Below are 16,468 nucleotides of genomic sequence, written 5' to 3' on the forward strand. Positions count from 1 at the left end.
CAGGACCGATAAAAGTTAAGCCGCAGATTTGGCACCTGTGATCAACCCGACCAGATCTTCTTTGGTCACATCACTGACAGACACATCCGCCACCGATTGACCCTGATAAAGCACAACTGCACGGTCGCAGGTTTCTACAACATGCTGCATGTTGTGGCTGATCAGCAACACCGCCACGCCCTGCGAGCTGATCACATTGATCAGCTCATTGACCTGGGCACTTTGCTCAACACCCAGCGCGGCAGTTGGCTCATCCATAATCACGATGTCAGCGCCCCAGTTCACGGCACGGGCAATGGCCACAGCCTGACGTTGACCACCAGACAAGCGGTGGATCTGCTCCTGATAACTTGGAATGCGGCTGTTCAATCGATTCAGGGCTTTTTTCGCCCGTTTTTCCATGGCTTTTTTGTCCAGCCAGCCCAATCGGCGCAGGATCGGGTTCTTGTGCAGGATCTCGCGATTAAGAAAAAGATTCTCTGTGATATCGAACTCGGGCACCATGGCCAGATCCTGAAATACCGTTTCTATCCCTGCCTCACGCGCAGCCAGAGGAGAGTCGATATGTACCGGCTGGCCGTTGACCAAAATCGCACCTTCATCTGGTGGGTGGATCCCGGAGATACAGCGCACCAGAGTCGATTTACCGGCACCATTGTCACCCAGCAAGCCAACTACTTCGCCTTTATTGATGGTAAAGCTGACCCCTTTAAGGGCGTGAACGCCGCCAAAGCGCTTATGTACATCCCTGACTTCGAGGGCGATTTGATCCAATGCACTTCTAACCATTTTTCAACTCCTTGACACCAATTGCCACTGCCACAATCAGGATAGCGCCGCGGGCTATCATTTGTTCATTTGTAGAAAAGCCAGACAAGATCAGGCCGTTGTTGATCATGCCCATCAACCAGGAGCCCAGAATGGCACCGATAATACAGGCCCGGCCACCAAACAGGCTGGTCCCGCCAATCGCCACCGCGGCGATAACGGTCAACAGATCTGCCTCACCTAAAGTGTAACGGGCACCATGCAGGCGGCCGGCATACAAGAGCCCCGCCAGCGCAGCGGCCATAGATGAGATAACCAGAGCATAAATACGCACCTGAGTCACCTTGATACCCATCGCCAGTGCCGCTTTAGGGCTACCACCTACTGCAAGTAAGTGCTTACCAAAGGCTAATTTAGTGAGCACCACATAACCCAGAGCCGCGATCACCAGTGTCCAGATAAATAGCGATGGAATACCAAACAGCTCACCAGCACCAAAAAACGCAGAGAACGTCTGATCTATGATAGGTACCGATTCAAGATTGGTCAGTTGACGCGACAGGCCCGTAATCACGCCCATAGTGCCCAGGGTGATCAACAAAGAAGATACCTGTAACCGCTCAATCAACAATCCGTTGATCAGGCCCACGATCAGGCCCACACTGAGCGCCCCAAGGACCGCAAGCGGAATTCCCACATGTTGTAATAACAGAGCGCCAACCAGGGCTGATAAGGCTACAACCGAGCCTATGGACAGATCGATATGACCCACCGCCAGTGCAAAGGTCAAGCCCACCGCCATCACAGTAATGGGCGCAGTCTGGCGAACAATGTTCATAAAATTGGTCAGGCTAAAAAAGCCCGTATCATGCAGTGCAACTGCAAAAATCAGCATCACTGCAAGGAATATATAGTAGATAAAAAACTCTCGTTTTACTGCCAGCAACTTCAGCTGCTGCAAAGGTAGTTGATTAACGCTCATGGTATTCCTTATTGTTTTAACGCTAAATTCAGGAGTCTGGGCAGAGGCGACTGGAACGCGCGCTGCCAGATCTCAGCAATATTGTCTCGCTTAACCGTATCAAACGGCACCAGAGTAAAGTGCGGTGCCGGTAAACCCAGCGTTGCAGCCGCACCCAGTCTGGCCATGGTCTGGCCGATATCAAATGGGCGATCCGAAATGGTGCCGTGCACGTTGCCATTCATAGCCATATCCAGCAGATTATTGACCCCCAAGTCATGGGTGATCACTTTTATATCGCGCCGACCCAAAGAGCGCAGTGCTTCGACAACGCCTTCAGCGGCAGCATCCCAGGAAACATAAATCGCTTCCAGTTCAGGATGTTGTAACACCATGGCCGCAGCCACATTGCTTGTCTCATGCTCTTTGATAAACCCCTTCTCGATGATCACATCGAGTTCAGGGTAGGCTTTGAGCCCGGTACGGTAGGCATTATCGCGGTTGTTGGTGATAAAATAGCTGGCATCATGATAGATCATGCCAATTTTACCTTTGTTATTCAGCGCACTGGCCGTCAGGTCAGCTGCCGCCTTACCCATACCAAACATGTCATCAGTTACAATACCGACAAAATCTTTGCCCTGCTCAAATCCGGGGATGGGGTTGCTGAGCAATACCAGTTTGGCGCCCCGCTCAATGGCTTTCGCATAGCTTTGTTTCGTACTTACGCCATCTACACTTAGTGACAAAATGATGTCGGGGTTTAATGCCGCAATATTTTCCAAATCGGCCACTTGCTTGGCGGGATCAAACTGGGCGTCGGTTGCTGCCACCACTTTAATGCCTAACTTTTCAAATTCAGCACGTGCACCACGTGATACCGCAGCCACCCAGGGGCTGGCGCCATGCCATACTAGTGCAGCAGTCAAATCTTTTGATTTAATTGCCTGGCTCTGCTGTTCAGTGAGGTGAATATCACTGGATTTTGCCGCTTTGCTCCAGTCGATGTTTTGCGTTGCCCAGCTCATCGACGTTGCGCACAGTGCAGCAGCGGCAAACATTCCGCTCAACCACGCCCGGCTACGATGGCCCTTTATCTGAGTTCCTGTAGACATAGGTAGATCCTGCTGTTGATTATTAAAATTCGCACTCGCGAACACCCTAACTGCCTTTTTAATACTGGCATTTAGGATCTGTTTTGTTGTATTTATAGTCATATTCAGCCAACAAATCGCTTATGTCAAATAGTTTGACTAATTATTTTTTATTCGGTTTAGCATCATGATCGAGTAAGATGATCGGCTTAGTTCAAGGAGAATGTGTTGTATAAGCAGGTACATACGACGCATTAACAGGGGTTGTATGATGTTTAGAACCCCGTAATCAGATTCAAATAGTAAGGCGAACACATTGAAAGGCTCCAACGCAAAACAGAATAAATCGATAAATTTGCGTCTTGTACTCGCTCAGATTGTCACGCAGGGGCCGATCTCCCGTGTAGAGATTGCCCGCAATACACAATTGACCAAACAAACCATTACCAATATGGTCGAAGAATTACTGAGCGTTCAGCTTGTTGAAGAAACCGGCATAAAAAAATCAGAAGGGGCTGGTAAACCCTCAAAAATGCTGGTTCTGAATAAGAGGGCGGCGTATACCCTGGCCGTAAGGATTGTCGATAGCGAGCTGGAAGTTGGCTTGTTTTACCTCAACGGTGAATTGCTAAACCGGCTGCATACCCGACTAGACACAAACGATACACCACTCGACAAAGTCAAATATCTGATTGATACCCTGCTGACGGTGGCCAACCTGACCGTGTCTCAGGTGCTGGGTTGCGGACTGTCGGTACAACTGAGCCACCTTAAAGGCGTCGAGATCTTTGCTCACAATCGACAATTGCAGCAACAGCTTGCCGATACACTGGCGGTCCCGGTTGCGCTCGAAACCACCGCATCCGCCTGTGCCAGCTTTCAGATGCTGTTTGGCGAAGCCCGGCTGCTCGATAGCTTTGTATACGTACATTTGGGTAATCAGGTTGAATCTGCGGTGGTCTATGACCGTCGGATACTGCTCGGACAAAATGGCCTTACAGGCGCCTTAGGTGACTTGTTTGTGACACCCGAAACCGATGATGATACCGCAGAATTAGGCCGGCTGAACGATTTTGCGTCACTGAATGCACTGAAACAGCACCTTGGACGCCCGGGTTGCTCTACCGAAGAGCTGCATCACCAGCTACAGGAGCACCCGGTGATCGACCGCTGGCTTGAGCAAGCTGCGGAGCCGATGCGGATCGCCATTCACAGCATAGAGTCGTTACTGAATACTCAGACTATTATTTTAGGGGGTGACATTAATGACTGGCTGCTGGATAAACTGACGTCAGAACTGCGCCCGTTTATTCCATCCATTGCGCAGTTTGGTGAGCGGCAGGTAGTACGCTTGGTCAAAACCCCAGATGTGGCAAATATTGCGCTTAAAGGGGTAGCGACCCTGCCACTACACAGCGCACTCAGCGCCAAAAATATGCAAACCTTGTATTTTCCAGCCCTGTGCCCACCCAGTGAGCTTCAGGAACTGGTTTACTAACTCTCAGGGGCAAGTGTCGCAACCGGTACCTCCGAGTCTTGCCCCCATTCGCTCCAGGACGCGTCATAAACAGACAAAGGATAGAACCCGCATTCATCGGCAATCATGGCCAAAATACAGGCAGTGATCCCGGAGCCACAACTAAACTGCAAGGCCTGATTGGTGACACCCGCATCGCTCAATAGCGCCCGTAACTGCGCCTTAGGCTTTAACAGACCGCTGTCATCAAGTACGCTGGCATAATGCACATTGGCACTGCCTGGAATATGCCCGCTACGCATCCCCTCTCTGGGTTCACTTTCCTGACCGCTAAATCTGGCCGGGCTGCGGGCATCGAGCAATAAAACACTGGGGTCGTCTATTGCTGCCAGTACCGCCTGTTTATCGATAAAATAGCCTGCCCGGGGCCGAGCAATAAAATCTCCAGGCTGGGCGCTCTGGGCATATTGCGACGCCAGGGGTAAACCCAGCTCTAGCCATTTGACCAGGCCCCCATCCAGCACATAAACCTGCTCAAACCCCATGGACTTAAACATCCACCAGCCACGGGCGGCACTGAACAAGCCAAAGTTGTCGTAAACAATCACGGTATCTTGTTGGCTGATCCCCAACTCTCTGACACCTTGCTGAAACTGCTCGGCACTGCACATAGTACTGGGAAACCTGCCATCGGGGTCACTAAACGTTTTGCTGATATTAAATCGTTTTGCCCCGGCAATGATCCCCGGCGGCTCGTAATGTCCTTTTGTCCCGGCTTTGAGCATGCCACAATCGAGTATGACCACACGATCGAGGTTGTTCAGTAACCAGTGACAACTTTTGATGTTTTTCATAATGTTAACTTTTGCTGAAATTGAGGTACAAAGGTGATTTTGTTCACAAGCTTTGGTTATACTAGGCTGCTTTAGTGCCTATAACAAGAATATCCATGTCCTTACAAGCCATAGATCCTCACCATTTGAGCGGCCCCATCTTAGTGGTTTTGCCCCGCTATATTGGCGACGCCATTAATACATTGCCAGCCATCGCGCTGCTCAATGAATTGTACCCGGGGAAAAAGATCTATCTGCTGGTGCGTCCTTATATGCGAGACGTGCTGCAAAGGGCGCACGGATATGACTTTGAATTGCTGGATGATGCCAGGCATCAGGCAGAAGAAAAGGCAAGTTTGCTTGGTTTTGCCAAAACACTCAGGGCACTTCGCTGTTCCATGGCGGTGTTGTTTCGCGGCTCGCTCACGGACGCTGTACTCTGTAAACTGGCCAGGATCCGCTATGTAGCCGGATATGCCCAAAACGGCCGTACCTCGCTGTTGTCACATTCGCTCAAAGTAAATCACTGCCACCACTATCTATTTCGCTATTGCCGTCTGGTGAACGACATTCATGGCAAACCATTCGAAAAATTTGCGCTGCCCCGGCTCACAGCAAAAACATTGCCGCTCAAACAGTCTCAATCGCGCGCAACGGGGGTTTATATTGGTGGTAAAAACAAAGGCACGCGCCACTATCCCGCAGAATTAGCTGCACAAGCACTGCTAAGAATACATCAGCAAAGCAGCACCCGGTTTTATTTGCTTGGGGATCCATCCGAGCGGCAAGATATGGAAGAACTCAAACAGCTGCTAGACGCAGAGGGAGTTCAGGTAACCAACCTGGCGGGCAAAACATCTGTGGGCGAGTTAGTCGACACCATTGCAGCCATGGATGCCATGATCACCATAGATTCCGGTCCAATGCATATTGCTGCCGCATGCAAAGTGCCCACGCTGGCGCTGGCAGGCCTGGGCACCTCGCCTTTTTCATTGGTTACGCCATTAACACCGCTGTGCCATACCATCACCAGCCACTCGACAAGCCTTAATGAGGCGGAAATTATCTGCGCTATTGCTCCACAAGAAGTCGCTAAGCAATACCTAGATTTGTTTAGCTGAGTATGTAAGAATAATGTAAAACATCTCCAAAAATAAAGTAGCGAATACTATGACACAACCTCCAATTTTTATAATCAATATGGATGGCTGTGAAGACAGATGGCAGTCCACTTACACTCGTTTAAGAGAGGTGGGTCTTGATGCAACCCGTTTTCCCGCCACCAACGGCAAGCTGCTATCCGAATCCGAAGTGACAGCTTGGTATAACCCCTCTGAGAATCACAAGCGCTATCACAGGCACTTAACACCGGGTGAGATTGGCTGTTATATAAGCCACTATCGTATCTACGAAAAAGTCGTCAATGAGAATATTCCATATGCATTGGTACTGGAAGATGATCTTCATATAGAAGATAGTTTGGCACCATTGTTGTCACTGTTTTCAGATATAGAAGGCTGGGATATGGTGAAACTGTCGGATAATCGAGCAAACCCTTTTATTGAGCAAACCGTCTTAAATCAAAAATTCACGATGGGAAACTATAAGAAGGTTCCAAATGGAACTCAAGGCTACTTAATCAGCCTAGGTGGGGCCAAGAAATTGATACAACGCAGACCTTTCTTCAGACCTATCGATGTTGACTTTCAGTTTCATGGGGAACTCGGGCTACGTATAATTGGTATCAAACCTTACCCTATATCCGAAGACATCAGTTTTGAAAGTGCAATAGAAAACATTAATCAAGGACGGCATTCAAATAGGAGTACATTCTTGCGCAATATTAAGCATCGAGTACGAATGTATATACAGCGCCAATCACGTTCTGCAGATTTAAAGAAAGTTACTTTTAAATGAATGCATGGATAATTGTGAAAAGCCCAGTATGCAACCAGGCTTTTTCTAATAACGCCTAAGGACAGATTTCCCCAAATCCACCACAGTCATCAGGTGGATTAATAACACCACCGCCACCAGTAGGAGTCGAGGGACTACAACTACCAGTCGTTACTTTGACAGAAGAAGCCTTATCATTGAAGCTATAAGTATCTAGTGTCGCAACATTTCGATTAAACTCTTTCTTTATACCGGTATAGCGGTAATGTTCATACATTTTTACACAAACTCCATCACCGACAATAATGGAACTAATTTTGTCATTTGCATGATTGCCACGATGCCAGTTACCACCTTCAAGGTCTCGGAGGTAGCTGTTAGGTGGTAGAGAGAAATCTCCACCTCCGGTTCTATAATCCCGGTGAACTCTAAAATGCGTCATGATACTGCTATCACAGCGGTTGCTTTTAAATACCTGAATTGAGCTAGTCGTATCGTTAATTCCATAATTAACTAGATCAACATAAGTTCCGCCTTGGAAGTACTTTGCAGTTGAGCTGTAACCTGCATCGCGATAAAGCACAGCACATGAGCCATAGTCAACCTTGAGCGATGAGATGCTGTCATTTCTAAAAACACCTCTTTTTTCAATTGCATCAATTAGCTCTCCATCATTTATATAAGAACGCTCACCTTTCATGTAACTGTGTTCATATATTGTCGCTCCTGCAAAGCTCTGCGCAGATGCTAAGGACACTACCAATGCCAAAATTTGCTTTTTCATGTCTATTTCCTTTTCTGTATAAAGCACAAAAAAATAACACCAAAAACACAGAAAAAAAACAACCCAAAACCACTTTATTAATATTTTAATTAAAACAATTCACAAAATTCTTACCGATCGCAAAAACTTAATGTTCTCATTGATGAAATTTGTCAACAAAATTTGAAATACAAACAAGAAAACCTGTAGGCAGGCCAACGCTTGTAATCAAGATTGAGCAACGTTATTATCTGGCTACATTCAAGGAAATGGCTGAAACACATACATGTCAATCAACAAGCGCGCGCTTCGCCCTCATCACTGCCCCGACCTGATCCGTATGGGGAATAAATTCGACGGTGGGTATATTATTCCCCAATCACATATTAAAAATAGTCAGGTTTTACTCTCATTAGGTATCAATGATGACTGGCGGTTTGATAAAGAGTTTCAGGCACTCAACCCGGATTGCCGGGTGGTGGGGGTAGACTATACCGTCGGACTTGGCTTTATTGTTCGTAAAACCCTGCAAAATAGCATCAAGTCTTTGCTCAACACCTTGCTTTTTCGCCATGATAAACGCCAAAAATACTGGATCCGTTTATTAAACTGTGTGTTCTTTTACAGCTTTTTCCGTGGCAAAAACTGCCATTTACAACGCCGCGTTAGCAAGAATTCAGGCCAGTTGGATATCAGTCTGGATGAACTGGTCCGGGAGTATTGTGGGGCTCAGGATGACACTATTTTTCTTAAAATGGATATTGAGGGGGCAGAATATCAGGTTATCGATGATCTGTGTAAACATGCCAACAGGATCAATGTGGTGGCGGCAGAATTTCATCATCTGGATACAAAAACAACGCAGTTCAATGATTTTATTACAGCGATGTCTGACTATTTCCATGTGGTACATATTCATGGTAACAACTATGGAAAATACGTCGACTCTATTGATTTTCCTGAAACGGTGGAAATCACCTTTATCAATAAAACCCTGATGTCAGATCCTGCGCCTTCTCAACACAGCTACCCGGTAGAGGGGCTAGACTTCCCAAACAACCCCAAAAAACCGGATTATAATATTGTTTTTGAATAGAAAATCAAAAATAACAACAATTAAAAAGTCAGTTTAAACGTCGAAACCAAGATAGAGAAAGATGCAGTGTAAAAGCTAAAATTCACAACATACTCATGGCTAAAGTGCTTAGATGGATGATGAACAGCTTTTATCTACGCTGTGCGTGTTATAGCAACGAATTAAGACAAGTTTGACATAGCACTGTTAGCGCAATTTTACGGAGACCCCAGATCATGGTAAGCACAAATAGAGGTACACTCAGATCTTAATCACTTCACCACGCAGTGGCGCCAGCCTGGCCAGGATTTGGTTTTGCGTGGTATGGCTGATCCCAGCTTCGTTCATGGCGTTGATCAACAACTCAACCACACGGTTAAAGTCAGCTTCTGTGATCTGCATGCCAGTATGGATCTGTACCATAGAGTCGCCCCGATAGTCACAGGGCCCATCGAGGGTGTCGCACAAATGCGTGATAAAACCCTGGCGAAAATGACTGACATTGGCTTTGGCAAAATAGGGCAGAATGGCTTTATCACGCCCTATCTGCTGAATGAACAAATCTACCAGGCGTTCAAGCCCGGCTTGACCGCCAACCTGCTGATACAGGGTGGGCTTAACACTGGTCTGACAGCCCACCAGAGACAGGCTGGCCAATATGATAACAAGTCCAGACAGAGAGTGACGAGCGTAGCACTTTACTCCATTCAACATCACGCTTCCTTAAAAGTATCCGGTGACGGAAACATACCAGCCGCTCTGACCTGACTGACCGGCAATGCTGCCCAATTCCAGCCAGGCCGCAGTAAGATTGACCTGCTTATTGATAAACCAGGCAACAAACACATCCTGCCACTGTTGCTCGCCCAATCCGAGGTTGTCAGGCTTTTCACGATATTCGTAGCCCAAAGCCAGGTGCTGGCTAAGAAAAATGGCCGTACTGGCTTCGAGATAAATGCGTTCACGGCCCTGCTGACCACCATACCCCAGCAGACCAAGTTGATTGGCCTCGGTATGGCGCGCCGTGATATTCCAAAATGCGTTATAGCCGCCAAGCGCCCCCAGATGCAGCTTGCTGGCAGCTAAATAGATGTCAGTGCCGCTGTCATCTTCCGCGCCCAGTAAAGCGGCAACCGCATCGTCTTTTAACGACTTGTGTTGCAGGCCCAGGCTCAATTGTGGCCAGGTACTGTAAACGATATCCCCATACAGGCGCACTTTAACACCACTTACCGACTGTTCAATATCGGTATTGAGTGCTGGCACCGCAAAGGTTTGCTCGGCATAACTCAGCTCGACTCTATCAAACAGGTTAGCCTGAATACCGCACACATCGAGGCGATAGTCGTCGACGCTGGCACGGCTGCAAAATCCCCCAAGACTCCACTGATCTTCGCTGGCATAACCTGCAAGTTGTGCCCAGGGCACGATCCCACCCCCAGCGCTTCCTTCTACCTGAGAAACACCCGGTGTGGCCAGTAACTTACCTGATCCCGCGATACTGTGTGTACTCACACACAGCACACAACTGGTCAGCAAAAGCCGCCAAGACTCAGCCCGCTTCATGATATTGGCCAAGCCATTGAGTCAGTAGATCCGCTTTTAATGGCTTACTCAGATAGTAACCCTGCGCGTAGTCACAGCCCATTTCTTTAAGCAGCTCCAAAGAGGCTTTGTCTTCTACGCCTTCGGCCACCACGGAGAAACCCAGCTGATGACCCAGACTGATGGTGGAGCGCACAATACATTGATCCTGATGGGTTTCAGCAAGTTTCAGAATAAACACTTTATCCAGCTTAAGCTCATCAATGGGCAGCATTTTTAATCGGCCCAGCGAAGTTTGTCCGACCCCGTAATCGTCTAGAGATATATGTACACCGATTTCTTTAAGAACTTTAAGCGCCGCTATGCCTTTTTCCTCATTCTCTATCATGTCCCGCTCCGTCAGCTCTATGGTGATCAATGACGGAGATATCTGATAGCGATCTAGCATGGCTTCCAGGTGCGGCACAAAGTCAGGATCGGCAATATCCTGCGCCGACACATTGATGGCCGCTTTCATGGTGATCCCTTGTTCAACCCAGTTGGCCACCTGAGCCACTACGGTTTTAAGCACCCACTGAGTCAGCTCAACAATCAAGCCGGACTGCTCAGCCAGATCAATAAAGAATTCGGGCGAGACCCATTCTCCGTTGCGCCGTTGCCAGCGGATCAGTGATTCAACCTTATCAACCTGTTGACTGTGCATGTTCAGCTTGGGCTGATAAGTCATAAACAGCTGACCGTCATCACTTTGCAACGCGGCTTTTAGTTCATCAATGATCAGCAGACGCTCCAGATACGCTTCGTCTTCGCCTGTCTGATAGAAATAGACCGAGTTATTGCCCTGCTGTGCGGCATTATCGGCTGCTATCAGTGCCCGTCGCACGAGATCTTCCGGATCGTCTGCCTGCTCAGGGTAATGCACTACGCCCACGCTAAATCGCAGGTTGATCTCCAGTTTTTGTACCTGATATGGCTGGTTCAGCGCACTCAAAAACCCCGCAACACAGCCTTCCATGGAGCTGTCCTCTTTGGCTGCCAGCACAGTTAAAAACTCATCGCCTCCCAGGCGGGCATTGAGCCCTTCAAAGCTGGCACCTATCTGCTCAATGCGTTGTGCGACGGCCTGAATACAGCTATCACCAACGCGTGGCCCCAGTTTATCGTTAATGTGCCTGAGCCCTTTAATATCCACTACCAACAGGTAATACACTCTGCCATCCCGTAACAACCGAGTGAGTTTCTCCATGGCCGCAGCCCGGTTATAAAAACGCGTCAGGCCATCGTGACTGGCCTGATAACGAATTTGCTTTTCCCGCGCCTGAATATCGTCGCCCATTTCATGAAAGGCATCCACCAGCTGGCAAATCTCTTTAGTGGGCCGAGACTCGTGTACAGTCGCTTCATAATCTCCCAGGGCAAAACGGCGCGCCATCACAGTTAACTGCTGCAAGGGGGTTGCCAGGTTACGGGCCAAAAAGCCACTGGCAACAAAGCCAAACAGCATAGTCACACACGACGACAGTATGATGGTCAGCACAAGTTGATCAAATTCCTGATAGTCTTTGGTCATATCGGCACTCAGTACCAGGCTCACCGGCGAAGAGCTGAGCGCTGGCAAGGCCACTTCGGCATTGATATAAATCGGGAACTCACTCAACCATCGTGTTATTTTTTGCTCATGTAAATACGCAAACAGATCCTGAGAGTCCGGTAAACTCAAAGAACTGGCCTTGATCTGCTCACCATGGCCGATAAAACTCATCTCCATGCCGGTCAGTTCGCGCAGCTGTCTTGCGACCTCTGTATCTACCGCAAAGCCAACGATGGCGAAGGCAATGGTCCTGGGCGCCTTAACTGGGAGAATAATGGCTTGATACAACTGTTTGTCGAGGCTCACAAAGGCCGACTGTTCGGTGTGATTCAGCAGCTCTCTGAGCAGCGGGCGCAAGTCTTCGGCCAACTCGATTTCTGCCTGATTAGCGGAAATCAGCTGCCCTCTGACATCCAGCAACAGCATCAAGTCAGCATCAATTCGCTGACTGTGATTAAACAGCACACTTTCTATGGTGGGTGCATCCCGGGTTGCAACGGCCTGTTTAAAGCCGAAATCCTGCGTCAGCACAGTCGCGGCTGTGACCAGTAAGCGTTCTTTTGCACTCAGATACTGCTGATAGACATTTTGTGCTACCTGAATATCCTGCTGCACTTTGCGTTCATTAAACTGGCTGGTAGACCACCAAAAGCTGGCTAAACTGGCTATGGCTGTTAACAGCACCAACCCGACGCACAGTGCGATAATGCGATTTTTAAAACTAGTGCCCATGATGCTCCTTAAACATCTCCGAGAATGTGTTTCTGGGTGCCGGTGCCTGTGTCTCTACAATAACAGACCCGGATTGTTGTAATTCTGTCACCGCCACTATCCTGCGAGTGTCGATATCCTGTATTTGCAGTGCGTGCCAGATGGCCACTTGCTGGGCGTAAGCTGGTATTTGCACAGTCCCCTGCTGATCTGTTGTAAGCACATCTTTTGATTTAGAAACATAGATATAGCCCACCATTGAATCATGGATATTACATCCTAAAACAACGACACCTGATTGTTCAAATCGTATCGGTTGAATGGGGGTGCCGGCATATAATTTGAGTTCAAACCGTTTAGTATCAGAGAAGGAATATACATGATGGCGAATATCATCGCTGTTTGGAAAGCTGACCGCCTGGCCTTGCATAATGGTGAGCAGCCGAGGCTGAAACTGTTTATCAATCTGATCCATTACCGCCACCTGCTGCACAGAGCCTGCACGCAGAGGAGCGATAACCTCGACTACTGCATCTGGCAATGGAGCACCATGCTGGTCGCGTAATTGAAGGACATACGCATTACCGGTACCACTCTCGGCTCCATAGGCAACGCCAGTCATAAGAACCACTGCACAGCAACCAAATAAGACCACGCTAAATGCAGCCCATACGTCCCCCACGGCTCGTCTGATCACGTTCAGACGCCCTTGTGCGATCCTTACCGGGTTATGCCCGCTGACGTTCATGGATATTTGCCTGAGCCACTTGCATACTCTTAAGTAAAAGTGACGCTGAAAAGAAAAGCAAGGACTAACACAAATTCACGTTCAGATAATACGTAAACACGAAGGAAAATCAGCGCTAAAGATTTGTTTTTAAGGCAAGGCTTGAGAAAGCTTGGTACATCAAAATGAAAAAAGCGGCACCAAGCCGCTTTTTCAGAAGAGTCGTATCAGATGACTCAGGCGTCGATCAGACCATACTCTTTATCCAGCACCGCAATCACTTCGTCACGCGGGCTTTGAGGAATGCTTAACTGCCGACCAACGATTTTGCTGGCAATGCCGACATAGGTATCAGATACAGACATCATTACCTGCTCTGGCAGTTTGTAACTGGCAGCGAGCTGCTCACGCTCATTCATGCGGTCTTTGTTCAGCAGAACATCGCTGTCCGGTACATTGTTGATCAACAGCTGGCGGAAGCCCTCTTTTGAGTTCTCAACAATTTTACCGTCGCGGTAGGCCGGGCCATCCCAGATCCGCGATGAATCCGGTGTCCCTACTTCATCAATGTAGATCAGGCGCTCGGTGCCATTTTTGTCTTCCACGTAGCCAAATTCAAATTTGGTATCAACAAAAATCTGGTCCAACTGGGCCAACTCATTAGAGATTAGCGCAAAGCCTTCGCTCAGCAGCTTTTCATAGAGTGCAACATCGGCTTCAGACTTAAAGTTGAACGCATCCAGATTATCTGTGATATTGCGACGGGTGATGTTCACATCGTCCACTTCCGGTACATCTGGTAAACCACGAATGATCCCTTTCGTTGACGGAGTGATCAGGACATCATCCAGCTTTTGATGGGCCGTAAGGCCCTCAGGCAGACCAATGCCACAGAACTCGCGTACACCTTTGCTGTAATCGCGCCACATGCTGCCAGTGATATATTGGCGGGCGATGGCTTCGACGCGCACTGTGCTGGCTTTACGCACGATCCACACGTATGGATGCGGAATATCCACAATGTGATTGCCAGCGAGACCCGCTTCATCGAATAGTTTAAACCAATGGGCGGCCACACTGTTTAGTGCGATACCTTTACCCGGCACACCATTGAGGCCGTTTTCGCCCTGCCAGATGCAATCAAATGCGGAAATGCGATCCGAGATCACCATGATTGCCAGCTCAGTTCCGGTGGGAACATCATAGCCTTTTTCTTCGATTAAACGGGCGCTGTCCTGGTCGGTTAACCAATAAACTGAACGTACTTTACCACTGTGCACAGCACCTTTGGTGCGAATGGGTAGATCGTCGTTGACGTCTAGAACTTTGTAGCTACTCATTGTATCTCCATAGAGAACGGCTGCGTCTTGCTAAAGGACGCAAAATACAGAGGGGGTTAGAGCGGTGTATGATAGTCGAGCAGCCGCTAAATCACAATTGCTTTACCGCACTGTTCGGCAATATGCCGCAGGCAGGTTTAGCTTGAGGCACAAGTATTTTATGATGCAGGCGTGATCCGCCATTGATGTGAGACTATGCTAGAAATTAATAACCTGATATTTCGCTGGCCAGGCCAGACAGACGCCACACTCAACATACCTAAACTTGAGGTAGCCGCTGGTGAGCGGGTGTTTTTACATGGCCCAAGTGGCAGCGGAAAATCCACTTTACTGGGGCTGCTCAGCGGTATAAGCAAGCCCGAGTCTGGACATATCCGATTACTGGATACCGACCTGGCAAACCTCAGCGATGCCGCCAGAGATAAATTCAGAGCCGATCACATCGGCACCATATTTCAGAATTTTAATTTACTGCCCTATCTCAGCCCAATTGAGAATGTGATGCTGGGGTGCAATTTTTCTAAACTCCGCACTCAGCGAGTCAGTGCTTCTGGTAACACACTGACCCAGCAGGCCCAACAGTTACTGCAAACGCTCGGCCTGAGCCCCGAGATTATGTCACGTTCAGTATCACAGCTGAGTATAGGCCAGCAACAGCGGGTCGCAGCTGCCCGGGCGTTTATCGGTCAGCCAGAACTGATCATCGCGGATGAACCGACCTCGGCACTGGATGCCGACAATCGCAATACCTTTATTGAGCTGCTGTTCCAACAAGCCAGCCAGTATGGTGCCACTATCCTATTTGTCAGCCATGACAATAGCCTGGCGCCTTTATTTGATAACCAATTGAGTCTGGTTGAAATAAACGAGGTGAATCAATGAGGTTAGTCACGTTAGCAACCAAAAGTATGCTCAATCGCAAGGCCAGTGTGCTGCTGACCCTGTTTACCATAGCCATCAGTGTGATGCTGCTGCTGACCATTGAGCGAGTGCGCCAGGAAGCCAAAAGCAGTTTCAGCAATACCGTGTCGGGCACCGATCTGATCGTCGGCGCACGCAGCGGGGATATTCAGCTTTTGCTTTCCAGCGTATTTCGCATCGGTCATGCCAACAACAGCGTCAGCTGGGGCAGCTATCAGGATATCAAATCGCAGCGCGGTGTAAGCTGGGCCATTCCCATCAGCTTAGGCGACAGCCATAAAGGCCATGCAGTACTGGGCACCGACAGCGCTTACTTTGAACACTTTCGCTATGGCAAAAAGCAAAACCTGGCCTTTGCCGCCGGCCGCGCATTTGTTAATGCACAGGAAGTGGTGCTGGGCAGCGAGGTTGCCAGTAAAATGCATTACCAGCTTGGTCAGCAAATTGTGATCTCACACGGCATGGGCAATACCAGCTTTCACCATCACGATGATAACCCGATGACCATAGTCGGGATCCTGGCACCTACCGGCACGCCAGTCGATAAAACCGTACACGTGCCACTGGCCGCCATCGAGGCCATGCATAGCCAGCCTAAATCAGCGCCCCGCATAACAGGTAAACCAAAGCAACCGACTGCACATACTCATAGTGATGCTGACGAGCATGATCACAACCATGCAGATGAACATGGGCACAATGACAGTCATGACCACGGCCATGCTGATGAACATGGACACAACGACAGTCATGACCACGGCCATGC

Annotated in this window: 16 protein-coding genes; 6 read left to right on the forward strand and 10 right to left on the reverse strand. The window is 48.7% G+C overall.

Going from position 1 to position 16,468, the window contains the following annotated elements; translation table 11 throughout:
- Positions 1-15 precede the first annotated feature (15 nt).
- The 3 genes from CWB99_RS02230 to CWB99_RS02240 are packed head-to-tail and all read right to left on the reverse strand — an operon-like array spanning position 16 to position 2,844.
- Positions 16-789 (reverse strand): ATP-binding cassette domain-containing protein, encoded by a 774-nt coding sequence (locus CWB99_RS02230; RefSeq protein WP_046005382.1) that lies wholly within the window; start codon positions 787-789, stop codon positions 16-18.
- Complete coding sequence (locus CWB99_RS02235; protein ID WP_138549900.1) at positions 782-1,750, reverse strand: ABC transporter permease; 969 nt, start codon at positions 1,748-1,750, stop codon at positions 782-784. The genes CWB99_RS02230 and CWB99_RS02235 overlap by 8 nt, the downstream gene beginning before the upstream one ends.
- 8 nt (positions 1,751-1,758) lie before the next feature.
- Positions 1,759-2,844 (reverse strand): substrate-binding domain-containing protein, encoded by a 1,086-nt coding sequence (locus tag CWB99_RS02240; protein WP_249331621.1) that lies wholly within the window; start codon positions 2,842-2,844, stop codon positions 1,759-1,761.
- Positions 2,845-3,139: 295 nt separating this feature from the next.
- On the opposite strand from CWB99_RS02240, the gene CWB99_RS02245 reads away from it, so the two are divergent.
- Positions 3,140-4,321, forward strand: coding sequence for an ROK family transcriptional regulator (locus CWB99_RS02245; protein ID WP_138549901.1), 1,182 nt, complete (start codon positions 3,140-3,142; stop codon positions 4,319-4,321).
- Here the strand turns inward: CWB99_RS02245 and CWB99_RS02250 are convergent.
- A complete protein-coding gene (locus tag CWB99_RS02250) occupies positions 4,318-5,154 on the reverse strand; it encodes a sulfurtransferase (RefSeq protein WP_138549902.1) in 837 nt (278 codons plus the stop codon). The two genes, CWB99_RS02245 and CWB99_RS02250, sit on opposite strands and share 4 nt — an antisense overlap.
- A 95-nt stretch (positions 5,155-5,249) precedes the next feature.
- On the opposite strand from CWB99_RS02250, the gene CWB99_RS02255 reads away from it, so the two are divergent.
- Both CWB99_RS02255 and CWB99_RS02260 read left to right on the forward strand, forming a co-directional pair.
- Positions 5,250-6,254, forward strand: a complete 1,005-nt coding sequence (locus CWB99_RS02255) for a glycosyltransferase family 9 protein (RefSeq protein ID WP_138549903.1) — start codon at positions 5,250-5,252, stop codon at positions 6,252-6,254.
- Positions 6,255-6,303: 49 nt separating this feature from the next.
- Positions 6,304-7,050 carry a glycosyltransferase family 25 protein gene (locus CWB99_RS02260; protein WP_138549904.1) on the forward strand — a complete coding sequence of 249 codons (747 nt, stop codon included), beginning with the start codon at positions 6,304-6,306 and terminating at the stop codon, positions 7,048-7,050.
- A 55-nt stretch (positions 7,051-7,105) separates the two neighbouring features.
- Here the strand turns inward: CWB99_RS02260 and CWB99_RS02265 are convergent, their stop codons facing one another.
- A complete protein-coding gene (locus tag CWB99_RS02265) occupies positions 7,106-7,813 on the reverse strand; it encodes a beta/gamma crystallin-related protein (protein WP_138549905.1) in 708 nt (235 codons plus the stop codon).
- A gap of 265 nt (positions 7,814-8,078) precedes the next feature.
- Here CWB99_RS02265 and CWB99_RS02270 point away from each other — a divergent pair, with 265 nt between their 5' ends.
- Positions 8,079-8,888, forward strand: a complete 810-nt coding sequence (locus CWB99_RS02270; protein WP_138549906.1) for an FkbM family methyltransferase — start codon at positions 8,079-8,081, stop codon at positions 8,886-8,888.
- A 240-nt stretch (positions 8,889-9,128) separates the two neighbouring features.
- On the opposite strand, the gene CWB99_RS02275 is transcribed toward CWB99_RS02270, so the two are convergent.
- From CWB99_RS02275 to CWB99_RS02295, 5 genes are all read right to left on the reverse strand, one after another.
- Positions 9,129-9,581: a group I truncated hemoglobin gene (locus tag CWB99_RS02275; RefSeq protein ID WP_249331624.1), complete on the reverse strand. Its 453-nt coding sequence runs from the start codon at positions 9,579-9,581 to the stop codon at positions 9,129-9,131.
- A gap of 9 nt (positions 9,582-9,590) precedes the next feature.
- Positions 9,591-10,367, reverse strand: coding sequence for a DUF3034 family protein (locus CWB99_RS02280; protein ID WP_171045239.1), 777 nt, complete (start codon positions 10,365-10,367; stop codon positions 9,591-9,593).
- 52 nt (positions 10,368-10,419) lie between these two features.
- Positions 10,420-12,735 (reverse strand): putative bifunctional diguanylate cyclase/phosphodiesterase, encoded by a 2,316-nt coding sequence (locus CWB99_RS02285; RefSeq protein ID WP_138549908.1) that lies wholly within the window; start codon positions 12,733-12,735, stop codon positions 10,420-10,422.
- The gene (locus tag CWB99_RS02290) at positions 12,725-13,462 is read right to left on the reverse strand and encodes a methylamine utilization protein (protein ID WP_249331627.1); all 738 of its coding nucleotides are present in this window, start codon (positions 13,460-13,462) and stop codon (positions 12,725-12,727) included. The genes CWB99_RS02285 and CWB99_RS02290 overlap by 11 nt, the downstream gene beginning before the upstream one ends.
- Positions 13,463-13,677: 215 nt before the next feature.
- Positions 13,678-14,781: a phosphoribosylaminoimidazolesuccinocarboxamide synthase gene (locus CWB99_RS02295; protein ID WP_138549909.1), complete on the reverse strand. Its 1,104-nt coding sequence runs from the start codon at positions 14,779-14,781 to the stop codon at positions 13,678-13,680.
- Between the two features lie 195 nt (positions 14,782-14,976).
- Here CWB99_RS02295 and CWB99_RS02300 point away from each other — a divergent pair, with 195 nt between their 5' ends.
- Positions 14,977-15,663 carry an ABC transporter ATP-binding protein gene (locus CWB99_RS02300; RefSeq protein ID WP_138549910.1) on the forward strand — a complete coding sequence of 229 codons (687 nt, stop codon included), beginning with the start codon at positions 14,977-14,979 and terminating at the stop codon, positions 15,661-15,663.
- A partial coding sequence (locus tag CWB99_RS02305) for an ABC transporter permease (protein WP_249331630.1) occupies positions 15,660-16,468 on the forward strand: 809 nt, incomplete at its 3' end. The genes CWB99_RS02300 and CWB99_RS02305, both read left to right, overlap by 4 nt.

Source organism: Pseudoalteromonas rubra, from assembly GCF_005887095.1.
In the GTDB taxonomy this organism is placed as follows: domain Bacteria; phylum Pseudomonadota; class Gammaproteobacteria; order Enterobacterales; family Alteromonadaceae; genus Pseudoalteromonas; species Pseudoalteromonas rubra_E.